Origin of the sequence: Candidatus Phycosocius bacilliformis (assembly GCF_003112735.1) — a bacterium.
Lineage (GTDB): Bacteria > Pseudomonadota > Alphaproteobacteria > Caulobacterales > Aquidulcibacteraceae > Aquidulcibacter > Aquidulcibacter bacilliformis.
In genome coordinates this window covers 1-16,042 of the sequence record NZ_BFBR01000014.1, presented here as the reverse complement: position 1 = coordinate 16,042, position 16,042 = coordinate 1, and the positions used below count along the sequence as shown (strand labels likewise).

Here is a 16,042-nt window from a genome sequence, read left to right as displayed (position 1 = left end):
ACTGCAAATTTTCAAGCAAGCTAGTGCGAAAACGAGCCGATACTCTTAAATAGGCGAAGTTCTGGCCTTGAAATGGCGCGGGATCAGGGTTGATGAGGAGGCTTCAGGCCGATGAGTGATGACGCAAATGAGGGCAAGGCAACGGTGACAGAAACCGTCGCCCCGGAAGCTATTCTCCCTGAGATCAAAGTTGAATCCAAGGATTTGGTGCGAATTCGCGGTCAATTGTCATTGGATGACCGGGCGTCTATCGCCACATTTGGTGACAATGCCCAACGCAATGTGGTCGCCTATGCCGATCGGATTTTGGCCCAGACCCAGAACCGCGAATTGGGCGATACCGGCCGCCTTTTGACCGATATTATTGCCAAGGCCAAAGGGCTTGATCCGGCTGCCATGCAGAAGAAGGGCTTTTTCGGCAAATTGTTTGGCGGTGCCCGCGCCGAAATTGAAAAGTTCAAGGGCAAGTTTGAAGATGTCGCAAGCCAGATCGACGCCATTGCCATTCAGCTTGAAAAGCGCAAGGACGGCCTGCGGCGTGACATTGCGGTTCTTGATGATTTGCACGAGCAGACCGCTGCCTCGATTGCGCAATTGACTGCTTATATTGAAGCAGGGGAAGCGTTTGCTGACGAGATCAAGGCAACCCGTCTGCCAGAACTCAAAACCATCGCCGATGAAGCCCAATTGACCGGCGACGGTCTGATTGAAGCCCAAGCCTATCGTGATGCCCAGCAAGCGCTGGAACGATTGGAAAAGCGCATTTTCTATCTCAAGCAGGCCCGCCAGATCGGCATTCAGCAATTGCCTCAGATCCGTATCGTCCAGGCTGGTGATGAAACCTTGGTGGAAAGCCTGCAGGCCTCGACCCGTCTGACCATTCCCTTGTGGAAGCAAAAGATGGTCCTTTTGCTGGGTCTGCGCCGTCAGGAAGATGCGCTGGCCATGCAAAAGGCAGTGACCGACGCCACCAATGAGATGTTGCGTCAAACGTCTTCCATGATGAAGGATCAGGCGATTGCCATCGAGGAGCAATCTCAGCGCGGTATTGTTGACCTTGAGACCTTGGAGCAAGCCAATCGCGACCTGATCGATACGATCGCGGGGGTTTTAACCACACAGGAAGAAGGTCGGCAAAAGCGGGCCATGGTCGAAAAGCGCATGGATGAAATGACACAGGAATTGCGCAAGGCTTTGGTGCAGGGGCGCGTGTCCTAACAGATGGGACGGCGCCGGAAAGATTGGATGCGCGATGATTTGGTTGTGCGCTTGCGCTCGCCAGGTGCGTGGGGTTCGCTGATTTTTTGGTTCATCATCTGGGCGATCTGCAATTTCAATCCTTGGGTCGGGATTGGGCTGTTCTTTGCCGCTGGTGGATCACTCGGACTGTTTGGCGGGGGCAAACGCGGCGAGCGTGGTGAGCTCGACGACTTCTTTGACAGTTTGGACGACGATTGGGATGACGAGGATGACGGCTATGGCCGCCGTCGTCATCAGGGCGGGGAGAGTGAGGAGTCAGCCCGAGCCCGCAACAATGGCGAACTTCCCGCCCCGGTCGAAACAAGCCCTGCCAGTGCGCGTCTGCATGAAAGTGTCATTGGCGATGCAAAGCCTGCTCTTGTCCGGGTTGAAGCGGCGGCCAGCGTCGCTGAAGGCGAACTCGGCGCGCGGCTGCGCAACATGGTGGCGCGGGTAAAGGAGGTCGAGCTCGGTTTGCGGGCGGACCCATCGAAATTTGGCGATGTCCAGCGCCTGTTCACCTATTATCTTCCTGCGACAGCCGATCTTCTGGTGGCCCGCGGCGCGGTGGCTGGCAACGGTGATGCGGCCCGATTGGCGGAGATTGATGCGATGATTGGCAAGCTGGACTTGGCCTATACGGATTTTGCCAGCCGGTTACGCGGCCATGATGCGCGCAGTCTGGAGATTGATCTGCGCCTACTTGATCAATCGCTCGATGATGAGTTTGCCCACAAAACGAAGGGTTGATCGGTGATCGAACCTCGACAATCGAACAAAAGTGGCAAGAAATCTGCCAAAAGCGGATCGTGGTGGACCGTCCTCGGTGCCTTGGCCCTGTCTTTGGCGCTTGGGGCAGGATTGCTGTTTGAGCTCCGCCTTGGGCCTGTTGTCGCAGCAATTCTGGCGCTGACTTTCTATGGTTTCCTTACCATTTTGGTGCCGCGCATGCTGGCTGGTAGGTCGGACCCGACGCCTGTAGATACCGCCCCGGCCTTAGCCGAGGATGACACAGACCCCCACCACAGCCTGTTGGTCGAAGCCCATCACCACCTCCAGAGTTTGCGACAGGCCGTGCCTGAACTGCCTCTGCCAGTTGCCGAAACAGTGCAAGCCTTAGCCCGGCATGGTTTGACCATTCTCGATGCGGTGGCAGTCCATCCCAACAAGATCCATCCGATTTTGCGCTTTTTCACCTATTATCTGCCTGCGACTGCGGATCTGGTTGCGGATCGGCTGGCCCTGGCCGATCATGCCGGTCCTGCCCGACTGACCGAAATCGATGAGACTCTCACCCGCCTGCGCGAAGCCTTTAACAGCTTTGAGGAGGCAGTCCTGCGGCCAGATCTCGAGGCGGTTGATCTTGATATGGAATTGCTCGACCGCGCGTTGAAGGATGATCAGAACAGTCGGTAGGGTGATTTCTCGCGCGGCTTTTTGAGCCGATGAGACCAAACACCGCACGCGTCGTGACGCATGGGTTGAAGCGGTCCAGCGATTCTATGGACGAAAACGGCGCTGGCTAAGCCTCAACCGCCTCTAAAATCGCTGGCAGAAGACCCGGAAACTTTGCGTTCAGCTCGTCACAGCGAAGGGTGTGGATGACCGACACGCCCTTGCGCGTTGCGCGCACCACACCAGCGGCGCGCAACTTGGAATAATGCTGAGACACAGTCGCTTTTGGCAAGTCCGGTGGGGCTGCGGCATGACAGGACAGTCCCGCGCCCTCACATGCCCGATCCGCCGCGAGTGCGCGCACGATGGCACGCCGTGCAGGATCCGCGAGCGCATAGAGTACCGCTTCGAGGGTTACGTCCTTGATGTCGGGATGAATAAAGCACTGCATGGTTTCTTATAGCCTGATTACAGCGGGTAAAGGCAATGGATGATCCTATTTTTCCTAATTCATGATATCAGAATTTCGATTGTTCCGATTAATTGAACAAACAAAGATGCGAGCTTACCTGTGCCATATCGGACGGATTGGCCGTCTGGAGTAACCAGATCATGACACAGACATTAGGTGGAAAAACAGCTTTGGTAACAGGGGCATCACGCGGCATTGGTGCGGCAACTGCCAAACGCTTGGCAAAGGATGGCGCTTTTGTCGTGCTCCATTATGGCAAGAATGCCGCTGCCGCCGAGGCGGTCCTGAAGAAAATACGTGATGGCGGTGGTGATGGGGCCTTGGTTCAAGCCGACCTCGCCAATTCAGACGAAGTGATCAAACTTGCCTCCCGCACCAAGGACATCCTTAAAGCCACCAAACAGGCACATACGCTCGATATTCTGATCAACAATGCCGGCATTGCACACTTTATTGGCTTTGCAGAGACCGACGTGGCCACCCTGACCGAGACATTGGCTGTCAATGTGGTGGCTCCTTATGTGCTGACCCAACAGCTGCTTGATGTGATCCCTTCTGGCGGTCGGATCGTGTTTGTCACCTCAGTTGTGGCAAAAACGCATTTCGCGGGTATCCCCGCCTATGCAGCCAGTAAGGGGGCAATCGATACATTGTTGCTGCATCTGGCGGCCGACCTTGGACCCAAGGGCATTCGCGTCACAGGCGTGGCTCCAGGGGCGATCCATACCGATATGAGCGCATGGCTGGGCACTGGCGAGGGTCAAGCGACGGCAAATGCCATCCAAGCCCTTCAGCGTGTCGGCCAAGCCGAAGACATCGCAAGCGCCATTTCCTTCCTGGCCGGTCCAGATGGGGCTTGGGTTACCGGCACAATTGTGAATGCGTCAGGCGGCACGAAACTATAGTATTCCGCGTCAGACCCGGGGTGCATTCAGGCCGTGCCTTGCACCCCGGCCACCCCATTTTTGCGCTTCTTCATGCCACGTCCCCCAAGTCATCCGAGCTGAATTGTGGCTTAGCCCGCCCAGCCAATTGTCCCAGACACACACCTCGCCAGAGAATATGAACCACAGAGCATGACCCGGAGAACATGTCCCAGAAAATATGACGCTGCGTTAAAGTAAAATTGACCGCCCTGAGAGTGGCAATCATGTTAGGCCTCACGCGGTGAGTCTGCATCGGCTTGCGCGCGGCCAAGTCTGGCGAGGTGCCATAGGGCGATGCCTCTTTCGATGTTGGCTGATGGCGCATAAGCCAGTGGGGCCGCGGTACGTCTGGGGGGAAGTTGGGGGAATGGATCGTCGCACTCTTGTTACGGCTGTCGCGATTGGCACACTTTCAGGTGCCGGTGCAGGTATCGCTGCGGCCCGCGTTGCCGGGGCTGGTACTGGCACCGCAGCACGGGACACAACCACTGCCCAAGGCGCGGTTGCCGGGGCGGTGCGGCTGAATATGGTCACTTCTTGGCCAAAAGGCATGCCAGGCTTGGGGATGAGCGCGGAGCGGATCGCGCAACGGGCACTGGCACTCTCAGGTGGGACGCTGGACATCAAAGTCTATGCCGCAGGTGAATTGGTTGGGGCGTTTGAGGTTTTTGATGCGGTGGCGACCGGCTCTGCCGACCTCTATCATTCAGCTGATTATTATTGGCAGGGCAAAAATCCTGCCTATCCGTTCTTTACCGCTGTTCCCTTCGGCATGACGGCCATGGAGCAAATGGGCTGGCTTGATCATGGTGGCGGTCAGGCATTGTGGGAAGAATTGAGCGCGGGCTTCGGTATTGTGCCAATGGCCGCCGCGAACACCTGTCATCAAGCTGGTGGGTGGTTCAAGCGCGAGATCAAGAGTCTGGCTGACCTCAAGGGTCTTAAAATGCGAATACCGGGTATTGGCGGGGAAATGATCCGCCGCTTGGGTGGCGCTGCCGTTGCCATGCCCGGTGGGGAGATTTATCAAGCATTACAATCGGGTGTGATTGATGCGGCCGAATTTGTCGGCCCATGGAATGACATTGGCTTAGGCTTTTATCGCGAAGCCCCCTATTATTATGCGCCCGGCCTGCATGAACCCGGCGCGATCTTGGCCGTGGGGGTCAATAAGGGCAAGTTTGATAAGCTGTCTCGCACGCATCAGGAAATCCTGCGCGCGGCATGCCGGGAAAGTTACGCGATTTCTGTCGGTGAATTCACCTATCAGAATGGCATCGCCATGGAAGCGATGAAGGCTCAGCATAATGTCACCTTGCGTCGACTACCCGATGATGTGGTGAAGGAAGCGGCCAAGATCGCCCAAATCATGTGGGCGGAGGCAGGCGCGGCTGACCCCTTGGCCGGACGTATCTATCAAAGTTGGCTGAAGGCCTACCGCGCCATGCGGCCTTGGAGCGAGGAAGCTGAAGGGATTTATTTGGCCGAACGCACCCGTAGCTTGACCCTTGGTGCCCCATGAGTCCGCAGGTTTTGGGAGAGCCCTTGGGGGCGATTGCCATTGTCATTCTCGGCGGCCTGTCGCCTTTTCTCTTCATGCCTCTTGCCACCGCCATTTGGGGTGAGCCGGCGGCAAAAGTTCAGCGCGTGTTGAACGACATTGCCACCGATATTGCAGCCTTGCTTGGCCGCTTTGCGCAAGGCTGTTTGCTCGTATTGGCGTTTGGAATGCTGACCACAGTGTTGCTGCGCTATGTTTTTGGGGAAAGTTTCACCCGTCTCAATGAGACCGTGATGTATGCGCATGCGCTGGGCTTTCTGATGGCCGCACCTATTGCCCTCATAACCAATGCCCATGTCCGGGTGGATATTGTCTATGAACAGGTGAGCGAGCGCACAAAGGCGCTTTTGGATTTGATCGGCTTTTGCACCCTTCTTGCACCGGTGATGGTGCTTTTGCTGATTTACAGCGGCCCTGTTGTCGAGCTGGCGTGGCGCATTGGCGAGAAAAGCCCCGAGACGGACGGTTTGCCCTTCGTATTTCTTCTAAAGACTGCCATGCCCCTCTTTGCCGTCACCATGTTGATGGCCGGTGTCGCCCATGCCGGACAAGCGGCTCTGCGCTGGCGTGGCCTTGAGGTGTCGGGTCCTGCCACATCTGCACCGCACGTGGGGGCCTAAGACATGGACCTGCACGGGATCTTAGATATCGCCATGTTTTTGAGCCTCATCATCGTCTTGATGATGGGTTATCCGGTGGCCTTTACACTTGCCGGTGTGGCCCTGGCATTCGGCCTTTTGGGCATGGCCATGGGCGTGTTTCAACCGTCCTATTTCGCGGCCTTCCCACAGCGGGTTTTTGGCACCATGGGCAATGCGACCCTGACAGCCGTGCCGCTTTTCGTCTTAATGGGGGTGATTTTAGAGCGCTCGCGGATTGCCGAGGACTTGCTGACAACCATGGGCGATCTGTTTGGTCGGTTTCGGGGTGGCTTATTATATTCAACCACGCTCGTCGGCGCGCTTCTGGCGGCGTCAACCGGTGTTGTCGGTGCCACGGTGGTCACGATGGGCCTTTTGGCTTTGCCCGCCATGTTGGCGCGCGGTTATGATGTGAAAATTGCAACCGGCTCCATCGCCGCTTCTGGCACATTAGGCCAGATCATTCCGCCCTCCATCGTCTTGATCCTGTTGGGGGATGTGATTGGCAACGCCAATCAGCGCGCCCAGATCGAAATGGGCAAATCAGGCGGTGAAGGCGTTTCAGTCGGCGATTTGTTTGCCGGCGCGATTATTCCGGGTCTGGTCTTGGTGGGGCTGTATCTGCTCTATCAAGTCTTTATTGCCTGGAGCCAACCCAAAGCTGCCCCCGCAGCCGGTGGCGACTATCCCAAATTGTCGCGTGTGGTCCGCGCCCTCTTGGCTCCCTTGCTGCTCATCTTGGCAGTCTTGGGCTCCATCCTGGCAGGCATTGCAACCGCTACTGAGGGCGCTGCCGTTGGTGCGGCAGGGGCAGCCATGCTTGCGGGCCACCGGATCGAGCAAGATGCTGGCAGGCCACACAGTCTGTTGATCCGTGTCATTCTGGCTGGTGCAGCCGCGCTGGCGCTTTTGGTCGCGCTTCGCTTGTTGGTTGATATCCCAAATCTCGGCGGCAAATCCGGTTTCTTGGGGCAGCTTATCTTGATTGTCTCAGTTGGATTGAGCCTGTTGGCTGGGATTGCTGTGGTGGCTGGGCTTTGGGCTCTGCATCAGGCCAAGTCACTGGGGCCTGCGTTGAAGTCCACCGCGGATATCAATGCCATGGTGTTTACCATCCTGATTGGTGCGGCCTTATTCACCTTGGTGTTCAGGGGGCTTGGTGGTGATGATTGGGTGAAATCAATGTTGGAAGCAGTTCCCGGTGGGCTTACTGGTGCGCTTCTCTTCACCTTCGCCATCATGTTTATCTTGGGCTTCTTCCTCGACTTCATCGAGATTTGCTTTGTCGTGGTGCCACTGGTGGCAGTGCCCTTGATCGTGATGGGGGCTGATCCAATCTGGATGGCCGTGATGATGGCAATGGTTCTGCAAACGTCTTTCTTGACCCCGCCATTTGGCTTTGCCCTGTTCTACCTGCGCGGGGTTGCCCCGCCTGAGGTCAAAACCTTGGACATTTATCGCGGCGTGATCCCCTTCATCGGGCTACAGCTCTTGGCCGTTGCCATCATTTGGTTCATCCCCAGCCTGGCAACTTGGCTACCCAATCTCTTGTACCGATAGGCGCCATTTTTGTCGGGCCCAAGTTTGGCGGCTGGCTTAAGGTGCCGACGGGATCAAGGTGATCTCTGTCTGGCGACCATCGATGAAGCGCACGGTGTTTCCATCAAAGAATGCGTTTTCTTCGACCCGGAAATCGACGCGCTGCCCGTCCCACTCGGGCACAGCGGCAAATGTCGTCAATTCGATTGACCACGCAGTATTGGCCGCAATCAGACCGTTGCCGCGGGGGTCCGCATTCTGATTGTCCCAGAATCCGATTGAGGGACCAGCACCATGGCCATGTAAGCCAATCGGATGAGAATAAATTGAGGTATCAAGACCCGCCGCTGCGGCTTCTGCGCGCGCGCGGGCCAAAATCTCATTCCCGCTGCGGCCACGTGCAAACTGGCGGATAAGGATGTCCTGCACCCGATTGGAGTTGGCAAGCCCTTGTCTCAGCCCTTCGGGTGCTTGGTGCTCGCCCGGTTTCAACACATAGGCGAGATGCTGCATGTCGGTGTTCAGCCGAAGATATGTGATGCCAAAATCAGTCCATAGCAAATCGCCCGGTTGGATGACTTCCGCGCCCTCCAGCATGCCTTTTGCACCCTTGCGCTGGATCCCAACCGAGGGGTGAAACCAAGGCTCAAGGCCAAGTTGCAGCAAACGGTCGCGGTACCACCATTGGACCTGTTCGGCCGTGGTCACACCGGGGGTTATGACCTGCCGCGACAGCGCATCGCGGATGAGTTTGTGGGCGGTCTGCGCCAGTGCCGGATAAATGGCCATTTCAGCTGGCGTGCGCGTTTCAAGCCAGCGGATTGCAAGCGCTTCGCCGCTGACGATCCGAGCCTGCATGGTCGTCGGCAAAGCGGCCATGAGCTTCTGATATTGGCTGAGCGTCATGCCATCGGCAAATTGGTAGAGATCGGAGGTATTGATCGCAATCTTTGCCGGTTTGCGCGTTGCAATGATGTCGGCGACGGCCTGCCACTGATCCGGCTGCTTGGTGGGGTCCCAAACAGGGGCGAATAAGCCGCCAAGCCCATAGCGGCTGACGGTTAGACGTTCGATCGGCTTGCCTTCTCCTGGGTCATGGAAAATCAAAATCGTGCGCCGGCGTGCATGCATGTTTTCAGCGTCCAGCATGGATGCAACCACCGGCTCTTCAAAATATTCGCGCGCCACCAACAGCCATAAATCAATACCTTGTTCGCGCATGATCATGGGGATGATCGTATCGAGCCGCTCGGCCAAGATGCGATTTTCAGTCAATGCTCTGTCGCGCGCGCTAAGGATTGGGGGCAGGGCGGGTGCAGGCTGGGTCGCCTCACGTGTCGCAAGAGGTTGAACGACTGCGGCACTTGGTAGTGTCATCAATGCCGCAAATACTGCCGCCGCCACGATTTTTGTCATGTTCATCACCCCCGCGAAAGCTCTGTATCGGCGGTATCAGAACATGACGCAAGCAACGCATCACTGTCGAGGCGTCTTGGTGTTCCTTTGCGACCTGCGGCCAAACAGGATGCAGTGCGGCACAACGTCAATAGGCCCATTCTGCAGGTGGTGGTGTTGCCATTTGGATGGCCCTCCGTGCGACATCTTGCCTTCAGCGCAGATGCACACCCGCCAATAGAAAACGCCCCCCTGCATCTGCAAGAGGGCGGTTCTAATCGTCCATTGGAAGCACCAAAGCGCCCTTAGGTGCGCGGTGCCATCACCATGGTCATTTGCTTGCCTTCAAGGCGTGGCTCGCTCTCCACCTTGGCAATGGTTTCAAAGTCGCGCTTGACCCGCATGAGCAGATCCACCCCCAAATGCTGGTGGGCCATCTCACGGCCACGGAAACGCAACGTAACCTTTACCTTGTCGCCTTCTTCAAAGAAGCGGGCCATAGCGCGGGCTTTGACGTCATAATCATGATCGTCAATCATCGGGCGGAGCTTGATTTCCTTAAGCTCGACGACCTTTTGACGCTTGCGCGCTTCGTTGCGCTTCTTTTGCTCTTGGAACTTGAATTTTCCATAATCGAGGATTTTGACCACAGGCGGGTTGGCCGTTCCTGCGATTTCAACGAGGTCCAAACCGGCTTCAGCAGCGGCATCGAGCGCGGCGGCCAAAGGCATTTCGCCTTGCTTCTCGCCATTCTCATCAATCAGAAGGACGCGGGGTGCGCGGATCTCTTCATTGATACGGGGACCGTCTTTGGTGGGCGTTGCAGCCATCGGGCGTCGGATGTTCGTCTCTCCATGAATTGCGCGGTTGGGTGCCGCAAAAGTCCTGTGTCTGGAACCTTCGTTCCATCACATGCCAATAATGGCTTTAAATGAACAATCCTTCAAGGCATCAAGATGCTTGAGCTTCAAGAATTGTCGGGGTTACCGCCCGGGCTGCTGCTAAGACGTCTTGCACACGGATGGTGTCAAAGTTGCGGGCCACCAGTCCAACTGTGGCCGAGCCGCGTGGAGCCGCCTTGCGCACACTGGTCTCATTGGGATTGATGATGGCCAATGTCGGGGCACCTGCAGCCGCAGCGATAATGGCCATATCGCCTTCTGAGCCGACAGCCAGCATAGATTTCCGAGCTAAACCAATGAATTGGAACACATCTAACCGGGCGACCAAATCCAGCGCCTTGGGGGCGATTGCCCGGATTTCGACCGCCAGCTCAATGGCTGCGGGTCCACCCACCAGCACCGGTTGGATGCCGCGGCGTTCCAAGTCGAGGGCGAGTTCGCCATATCGTGCAGTCGGCCAGCGTTTGGAGGGCTCTGCCGCTGGTCCCTCAGGGGCCAGAAATGCGAAAGGTTCGACGATGCCATGATGGCGGGGGGTCAATTTGGCAGGGTCCTTCACCACCGAATCGACCCAGGACAGGTCAGGCAGGGGCGACAGGCCAGGGGCGAAGCCCTCTTTAGGGCCAATGCCGCACGTCAATAATTGCTCGGCGTGGCGATCCAACCGATGCAGTGTCAGCCGGGTGCGGTCGACATGTGGATGCGAACAGCCAACGGCCCCACCTGACCAATTAGGCCGCAAGGGCCAAAGAAGTTGGAACAAATGATCGCTTTCACCAGAATTGGTCAGATCATAGACCATATCATAGCGTTCTTGATGCAACGACCAAATGAACTTGGCTTTGTCGATCCATTTGCTTTGTGGCCAGCGCACATCGACCCGGTCCACATAAGGCGACTTTGACAAAAAGCGCACATTACCGCGCTGGGTCAGCACGGTGATCTCTGCATCGCGATGATGGGCGCGCAGCATCGCCAGCGGGGCGAGGGCCAGTACGGCATCGCCAATGCTGCCAAGGACAATCACGAGAATACGTTGCGGGTCCACGTCAGTTCCTGTCACTTCATTGTGCCCAACAGCCGCCGATACAGCGCCAATGTGGCTGTCTGCAGGGCGCGGGTGGTAAAAAGCGCCCGCACCCGAGCGGCACCGCGCACCCCCATCGCTGCCCGATCGGCAGGTGAAAGCGCGAGAAGACGGCTGAGTTGGTCGGCCAGAGCCATAGCATCACCCGCCGGGCTCAGAAAGCCCGTTACCCCATGTTCGACAGTTTCTCGTGCACCTCCAAGGTCGGATGCGATCACCGGCAGGCCCATGGCTTGGGCTTCGGCCGCTGTGCGGCCAAAGGCTTCAGGCTCAATCGACGGCGTGACCGAACAATCGGCCAGAAGAAAGGCTGCAGGCATGTCGTTGCAATGGCCGACCAGATGAACATGGCCCTCCAGGCCCAAGGCTGTGGCGGCATCCAACAGCTCTTGGCGATAGCCATCCCGGCCCTGCGCGTCGCCAACCAGCAGGCAATCGAGAACCACACCCTTTTGCTTGAGGTGTCCCATGGCCGCGATCAGCACTTTTTGTCCTTTCCAGCCGGTCAGGCGCGCGGGTAAAATCAAACGCGGGACGGCGGCCTTGGCCGGGACCTGCCACCGCTCTGCCAATGCCTGCACCCGTTCTTCGCTCACATTGGCGGGATCAAAGGCTGCCACATCAACGCCGCGATAAATCACCTCAATTTTGTCGGGGGACAGGCCATGTTCGCCGATCACATGGTCGCGGGTGAAACCCGAATTTGCGATCACGAGATCACCACGCGCCATCACACTATTGTACCAGCGCTTGAGGCTGGAGCCTGAATTATAGATCCCGTGATAGGTGGTAACAAAGGGTGTGCGGGTGTTCCTGGCCGCGCGCAGGGCACTCCAGGCCGGTGCGCGAGAGCGTGCATGGACCAGATCGACGTTCTCGCACGCGATCAAGTTTTGCAGCCGCTGCGCATTGGCGACAAAGACGGTCCAAGGATTTTTCGAATCCGCAGGGCCGAGAATATGTTTGGCCCCCAAGGCGTCGAGCTCGGGCACGAGGCGGCCCCCGGCACTGAATACAAGCGCCCGGCCACCGGCCTCAATGATCGCGGCGGCGACCTCTAATGTGGTGCGTTCCACCCCGCCTGTGGCCATTTCCGGCACAACTTGCAGAATGGTGCGGTTGGTCAGGTCTGGCAGGGGCAAGTCAGTCGGCGACAATGTGGGTTTAATCCAGCAAAACGAGGCAGGGCATTCTTGCGTTTAGCTCACAGCCGGTTCATTGCCTACCCGAACGCGCCGCATCAAGCGCCGATCAATCACAAACGAATGCGAAACCATCAACTCAGGGAGAAACGTGATGCAACTTGATGACACGATTGCCGCAATCGTCACTGGCGGAGCCTCGGGCCTCGGTGAAGCCACGGCGCGGGCTTTGCGCGCCCATGGGGTAAAAGTGGCGCTGTTTGACATGAATGTCGCGCGCGGCACCGAAGTCGCCGCCGAGATCGGTGCCACCTTCTGCGAAGTCAATGTCACCAGTGAAGACAGCGTGGACGCAGGCTTTGCCAAGGCGCGCGCCGCCAATGGCCAAGAGCGTATCCTCGTCAATTGCGCTGGTACGGGCAATGCGATCAAGACCGCCAGCCGCGACAAGAAAACCGGCGAGATCAAGCACTTCCCGCTCGACGCCTTCAATATGATCATCCAAATCAATCTGGTTGGTACATTCCGCTGCATCGCCAAATCGGCCGCTGGCATGTTGAGCTTGGACCCGTTGGAAGATGGTGAGCGTGGGGCCATCATCAACACAGCCTCTGTGGCTGCCGAAGACGGTCAAATGGGCCAGGCGGCCTACTCGGCCTCCAAGGGCGGGGTTGTTGGCATGACACTGCCCATCGCGCGCGATTTGATGGGCGAGGGCATTCGCGTCAACACGATTCTGCCAGGTATCTTCAACACCCCGCTGATGAATGCCGCCCCCGATGCGGTCAAAGATGCGTTGGCAATGAGTGTTCCTTTCCCCAAGCGCCTTGGAAAGCCCGAAGAATATGCCCAATTGGCGCTGACAATGATCACCAATGGCTATTTCAATGGCGAAGATGTCCGCCTTGATGGCGCGATCCGCATGGCCCCGCGCTAAGCCGGGTTTAATCCACGTCTGACCTGCGAAAGCCTGTCCGGTGATGCCGGGCAGGCTTTTGTTTATCTGGCATTTTCACCCAAGCAGATGAATTACGCAGGAGTAACATATGCGTACCGTCAAACCGGACCCCGGGGTCAGACATGAGGCTGACAAGGCCCATTCCAACCTGCGGCATGCTGACTATCTGAGGATTTACCCCCTCTGAGTGAATTACGCAGGAGTAACATCGCAGAGGGGCTTGCGGGGATCGGTTCGGTGCCAGAAGATGCACGCAGGCCACCGCAGGAAGACGGGGCGGTTCATCATAATCGGGAGAGCGCCCATGACACTGGAAATCCTTGCAACAGGCCTGCAGTTTCCTGAAGGCCCTGTGGTGTTCGACGATGGCTCTGTCATTTTTGTCGAGATCAAATCTGGTGCCATTACACGTCATTGGAATGGAAAAACCGAAACCATCGCAACACCGGGCGGTGGGCCGAACGGGGCAGCACTCGGGCCAGATGGTGCGCTTTACATCTGTAACAATGGTGGTTTTGCTTGGTCAGACTTTGGCGGTCTGATGGTTCCCGGCCATGAGCCCCCCGATTATTCCGGTGGGCGGATTGAGCGGGTTGACCTTGCCACGGGCAAGGTTGAGCGCCTGTTTGATACAATTGATGGTCACAGCCTGCGCGGGCCCAATGATCTGGTGTTTGACGCCCATGGGGGTTTCTATTTCACAGACCACGGCAAGAGCCACCATCGCCACCGGGACTATGGTGGTTTGTTTTATGTGACCCCGGGGGCAGAGTCGGCCCATGAGCTTGACCATGGCTATACCTCGCCCAATGGGGTTGGGCTGAGCCCGGATGGTAACACCATCTATATGGCCGACACGATGGAAGGCAGGCTCTATGCCTTTGATGTCGCAGGCCCTGGCAAGATCACGCCCGCCACCCCATTCCGGGCCGGCAGGGTTGTCGGGCGGGTCGACCAATGGACCTTGTTTGATAGTCTGGCAGTTGAAGCCGATGGCACTGTGGCAATCGCCACCTTGATCAATCCCGGCATTACCCGCATGGACCCCGCCACCGGAGCCCACAGCCTGGTTCCCACCGATGATCTGATGACCACCAATATCGCCTTTGGCGGCCCGGATATGCGCGACGCCTACATCACGCTGTCCTCCACCGGTCGTTTGGCAAAAATGCGCTGGGACAGGCCGGGTTTGCGGCTGAATTATCAGGGGTGAGGGAGCTCGATCTGTAACGTGAATTTCCAGACTGCCAATTGACAGGGTGTTACTTGTAAGTTAAGGGCTAAGACCTTCAGTTTGTGAAGAAAACAGGGAAGTAAAAATCAAGTTTTTCGCCAATGAGCTCTTGATTCGCTCCTCCTTGGGCAAATTTCCAGATTTTTTGGGAGGTCGAAGATATGAGTGACCATCACATCTGCGAATGGGTTGGTGTGTCCGGAACGAAATATCAGTACACTGTCTATTTGCTTCCAAAAGATCTTCCTGCCAAGCCGGGAAATTATGTCTTTTGCAAAATCGACACAAACAAACGATGGATTCCCATCTATATGGGCCAAACAGAGAATTTATCGGAGCGCTTTGATGGACATCATGCGATGCCATGCATCAAAAATCATCAAGCTACCCACATTCACGTGCATGTAAATGTGGGTGGAAAGCAGGCAAGATTGGGCGAAGAAAAGGACTTGTTACGGAGTTACAGGCCTCCTTGTAACGGATAAGGTCCTTTAGTCTTCTAGGATTGCAGAACGCATTAGCAGTCAGGCGGCCCTCAATCGCCGCATGGACCTCGCCACTGGAGCCCACAGCCTGGTTCCTACCGATGATTTGATGACCACCAATATCGCCTTTGGCGGGCCGGATATGCGCGACGCCTACATCACGCTGTCCTCTACCGGTCGTTTGGCAAGAATGCACTGGGACAGGCCGGGATTGCGGCTGAATTATCAGGGGTGAGGGCGTGTAGGGCAGCCCGACAGGACCGCACCGCCTCACTCACCGCGGCTTAGGTCATAGTTTTCTGCGTCGACAGCCTTTGCAGCAGGCTTTGCCTACGCAAAGGCTTAGTTCGAGTTTGAGCGCGCAATATGACAGGTCAAGGGGCGCGCCGATGGCGCGTCGGTGAAACCGATTTCACCCCTTGACCTGCCAGCTTGCGCAAAGACGCTTGTCAGGCGGCTTCAAGGCAAGCCCAGCTTGGCTTGAACCGTTCCAAAGCAGAAGTAGCTCAAAAGGCGTCACGAAAGGTCCAGATGTTGCGCGCAAAGCGGTCTTGCACAAAACCCAATCCACACCACTGTCATCCCGGACGGCGTCAGCCGATCCGGGACCTCCGAGCGCAAAGCGCCATGGGGTCCCCGCTCTTCGCTTCGCTTCGGCGGGGATGACATCGTTTAGTTAAGTCGGCCAATAAAACACGCTGTCATCCCGGACGGCGAAGCCGATCCGGGACCTCCGAGCGCAAAGCCCCATGGGGTCCCCGCTCTTCGCTGCGCTCCGGCGGGGATGACATCGTTTAGTTAAGTCAGCCAATAAAACACGCTGTCATCCCGGATGGCGTCAGCCGATCCGGGACCTCCGAGCGCAAAGCCCTATGGGGTCCCCGCTCTTCGCTGCGCTTCGGCGGGGATGACATCGTTTAGTTAAGTCAGCCAATAAAACACGCTGTCATCAAGTCAGTTGTGGAATTGAGATTTGTATTGGTTTGAGGACGGCATTTGCGATGGTTACGAGTTTTCGTGCTACGGCGGCGAGAGCGAGTTTTTTGGGTTTTTTGTTGCTGAGAAG

General features: G+C 57.0%; 16 protein-coding genes. 11 read left to right on the top strand and 5 right to left on the bottom strand.

Annotated elements, in window-relative coordinates; genetic code table 11:
• Positions 1 to 111 precede the first annotated feature (111 nt).
• From PbB2_RS15545 to PbB2_RS15535, 3 genes are read left to right on the top strand one after another with little or no spacing between them, the layout of a single operon-like run.
• Positions 112 to 1,218, top strand: coding sequence for a toxic anion resistance protein (locus tag PbB2_RS15545; protein ID WP_108986301.1), 1,107 nt, complete (start codon positions 112 to 114; stop codon positions 1,216 to 1,218).
• A 27-nt stretch (positions 1,219 to 1,245) separates the two neighbouring features.
• Positions 1,246 to 1,989, top strand: a complete 744-nt coding sequence (locus PbB2_RS15540; protein WP_133245858.1) for a hypothetical protein — start codon at positions 1,246 to 1,248, stop codon at positions 1,987 to 1,989.
• Positions 1,990 to 1,992: 3 nt separating this feature from the next.
• Positions 1,993 to 2,655 carry a 5-bromo-4-chloroindolyl phosphate hydrolysis family protein gene (locus PbB2_RS15535; protein WP_108986299.1) on the top strand — a complete coding sequence of 221 codons (663 nt, stop codon included), beginning with the start codon at positions 1,993 to 1,995 and terminating at the stop codon, positions 2,653 to 2,655.
• A gap of 106 nt (positions 2,656 to 2,761) precedes the next feature.
• Here the strand turns inward: PbB2_RS15535 and PbB2_RS15530 are convergent, their stop codons facing one another.
• Positions 2,762 to 3,085 carry an ArsR/SmtB family transcription factor gene (locus tag PbB2_RS15530; protein ID WP_108986298.1) on the bottom strand — a complete coding sequence of 108 codons (324 nt, stop codon included), beginning with the start codon at positions 3,083 to 3,085 and terminating at the stop codon, positions 2,762 to 2,764.
• 161 nt (positions 3,086 to 3,246) lie between these two features.
• Between PbB2_RS15530 and PbB2_RS15525 the strand changes: the two genes are divergently transcribed.
• The 4 genes from PbB2_RS15525 to PbB2_RS15510 all read left to right on the top strand — a co-directional run bounded on the left by PbB2_RS15525 (position 3,247) and on the right by PbB2_RS15510 (position 7,794).
• Positions 3,247 to 4,011: an SDR family NAD(P)-dependent oxidoreductase gene (locus tag PbB2_RS15525; RefSeq protein WP_108986297.1), complete on the top strand. Its 765-nt coding sequence runs from the start codon at positions 3,247 to 3,249 to the stop codon at positions 4,009 to 4,011.
• Positions 4,012 to 4,399: 388 nt separating this feature from the next.
• Positions 4,400 to 5,554 carry a TRAP transporter substrate-binding protein gene (locus tag PbB2_RS15520; protein WP_108986296.1) on the top strand — a complete coding sequence of 385 codons (1,155 nt, stop codon included), beginning with the start codon at positions 4,400 to 4,402 and terminating at the stop codon, positions 5,552 to 5,554.
• Positions 5,551 to 6,213, top strand: a complete 663-nt coding sequence (locus PbB2_RS15515; protein WP_108986295.1) for a TRAP transporter small permease subunit — start codon at positions 5,551 to 5,553, stop codon at positions 6,211 to 6,213. The genes PbB2_RS15520 and PbB2_RS15515 overlap by 4 nt, the downstream gene beginning before the upstream one ends.
• 3 nt (positions 6,214 to 6,216) lie before the next feature.
• The gene (locus tag PbB2_RS15510) at positions 6,217 to 7,794 is read left to right on the top strand and encodes a TRAP transporter large permease (RefSeq protein WP_108986294.1); all 1,578 of its coding nucleotides are present in this window, start codon (positions 6,217 to 6,219) and stop codon (positions 7,792 to 7,794) included.
• 36 nt (positions 7,795 to 7,830) lie between these two features.
• Here the strand turns inward: PbB2_RS15510 and PbB2_RS15505 are convergent, their stop codons facing one another.
• The 4 genes from PbB2_RS15505 to PbB2_RS15490 all read right to left on the bottom strand — a co-directional run bounded on the left by PbB2_RS15505 (position 7,831) and on the right by PbB2_RS15490 (position 12,314).
• Positions 7,831 to 9,189: a M24 family metallopeptidase gene (locus PbB2_RS15505; RefSeq protein ID WP_238165064.1), complete on the bottom strand. Its 1,359-nt coding sequence runs from the start codon at positions 9,187 to 9,189 to the stop codon at positions 7,831 to 7,833.
• A 284-nt stretch (positions 9,190 to 9,473) separates the two neighbouring features.
• Positions 9,474 to 9,998 carry a translation initiation factor IF-3 gene (gene infC, locus PbB2_RS15500; protein WP_108986293.1) on the bottom strand — a complete coding sequence of 175 codons (525 nt, stop codon included), beginning with the start codon at positions 9,996 to 9,998 and terminating at the stop codon, positions 9,474 to 9,476.
• A 121-nt stretch (positions 9,999 to 10,119) separates the two neighbouring features.
• Complete coding sequence (locus tag PbB2_RS15495) at positions 10,120 to 11,133, bottom strand: glycosyltransferase family 9 protein (RefSeq protein WP_108986292.1); 1,014 nt, start codon at positions 11,131 to 11,133, stop codon at positions 10,120 to 10,122.
• Positions 11,130 to 12,314: a glycosyltransferase family 4 protein gene (locus PbB2_RS15490; RefSeq protein WP_238165063.1), complete on the bottom strand. Its 1,185-nt coding sequence runs from the start codon at positions 12,312 to 12,314 to the stop codon at positions 11,130 to 11,132. Before PbB2_RS15490 ends, PbB2_RS15495 begins: the two co-directional genes overlap by 4 nt.
• Before the next feature lie 139 nt (positions 12,315 to 12,453).
• Here PbB2_RS15490 and PbB2_RS15485 point away from each other — a divergent pair, with 139 nt between their 5' ends.
• The 4 genes from PbB2_RS15485 to PbB2_RS15475 all read left to right on the top strand — a co-directional run bounded on the left by PbB2_RS15485 (position 12,454) and on the right by PbB2_RS15475 (position 15,211).
• A complete protein-coding gene (locus tag PbB2_RS15485) occupies positions 12,454 to 13,236 on the top strand; it encodes an SDR family NAD(P)-dependent oxidoreductase (RefSeq protein WP_108986291.1) in 783 nt (260 codons plus the stop codon).
• Between the two features lie 325 nt (positions 13,237 to 13,561).
• Positions 13,562 to 14,470 (top strand): SMP-30/gluconolactonase/LRE family protein, encoded by a 909-nt coding sequence (locus PbB2_RS15480; protein ID WP_108986290.1) that lies wholly within the window; start codon positions 13,562 to 13,564, stop codon positions 14,468 to 14,470.
• A gap of 182 nt (positions 14,471 to 14,652) precedes the next feature.
• On the top strand, positions 14,653 to 14,976 hold the full coding sequence (locus PbB2_RS15930) for a GIY-YIG nuclease family protein (RefSeq protein WP_133245857.1): 324 nt from the start codon (positions 14,653 to 14,655) through the stop codon (positions 14,974 to 14,976).
• Between the two features lie 61 nt (positions 14,977 to 15,037).
• Positions 15,038 to 15,211 carry a hypothetical protein gene (locus tag PbB2_RS15475; RefSeq protein ID WP_192576392.1) on the top strand — a complete coding sequence of 58 codons (174 nt, stop codon included), beginning with the start codon at positions 15,038 to 15,040 and terminating at the stop codon, positions 15,209 to 15,211.
• Positions 15,212 to 16,042: the final 831 nt, after the last annotated feature.

Coding starts and splice junctions, on each gene's coding strand:
- PbB2_RS15505 (WP_238165064.1), bottom strand. CDS start 9,189: ATGACAAAAATCGTGGCGGCGGCAGTATTTGCGGCATTGATGACACTA.
- PbB2_RS15930 (WP_133245857.1), top strand. CDS start 14,653: ATGAGTGACCATCACATCTGCGAATGGGTTGGTGTGTCCGGAACGAAA.
- PbB2_RS15525 (WP_108986297.1), top strand. CDS start 3,247: ATGACACAGACATTAGGTGGAAAAACAGCTTTGGTAACAGGGGCATCA.
- PbB2_RS15540 (WP_133245858.1), top strand. CDS start 1,246: ATGCGCGATGATTTGGTTGTGCGCTTGCGCTCGCCAGGTGCGTGGGGT.
- PbB2_RS15520 (WP_108986296.1), top strand. CDS start 4,400: ATGGATCGTCGCACTCTTGTTACGGCTGTCGCGATTGGCACACTTTCA.
- infC (WP_108986293.1), bottom strand. CDS start 9,998: ATGGCTGCAACGCCCACCAAAGACGGTCCCCGTATCAATGAAGAGATC.
- PbB2_RS15515 (WP_108986295.1), top strand. CDS start 5,551: ATGAGTCCGCAGGTTTTGGGAGAGCCCTTGGGGGCGATTGCCATTGTC.
- PbB2_RS15545 (WP_108986301.1), top strand. CDS start 112: ATGAGTGATGACGCAAATGAGGGCAAGGCAACGGTGACAGAAACCGTC.
- PbB2_RS15510 (WP_108986294.1), top strand. CDS start 6,217: ATGGACCTGCACGGGATCTTAGATATCGCCATGTTTTTGAGCCTCATC.
- PbB2_RS15480 (WP_108986290.1), top strand. CDS start 13,562: ATGACACTGGAAATCCTTGCAACAGGCCTGCAGTTTCCTGAAGGCCCT.
- PbB2_RS15530 (WP_108986298.1), bottom strand. CDS start 3,085: ATGCAGTGCTTTATTCATCCCGACATCAAGGACGTAACCCTCGAAGCG.
- PbB2_RS15485 (WP_108986291.1), top strand. CDS start 12,454: ATGCAACTTGATGACACGATTGCCGCAATCGTCACTGGCGGAGCCTCG.
- PbB2_RS15475 (WP_192576392.1), top strand. CDS start 15,038: ATGGACCTCGCCACTGGAGCCCACAGCCTGGTTCCTACCGATGATTTG.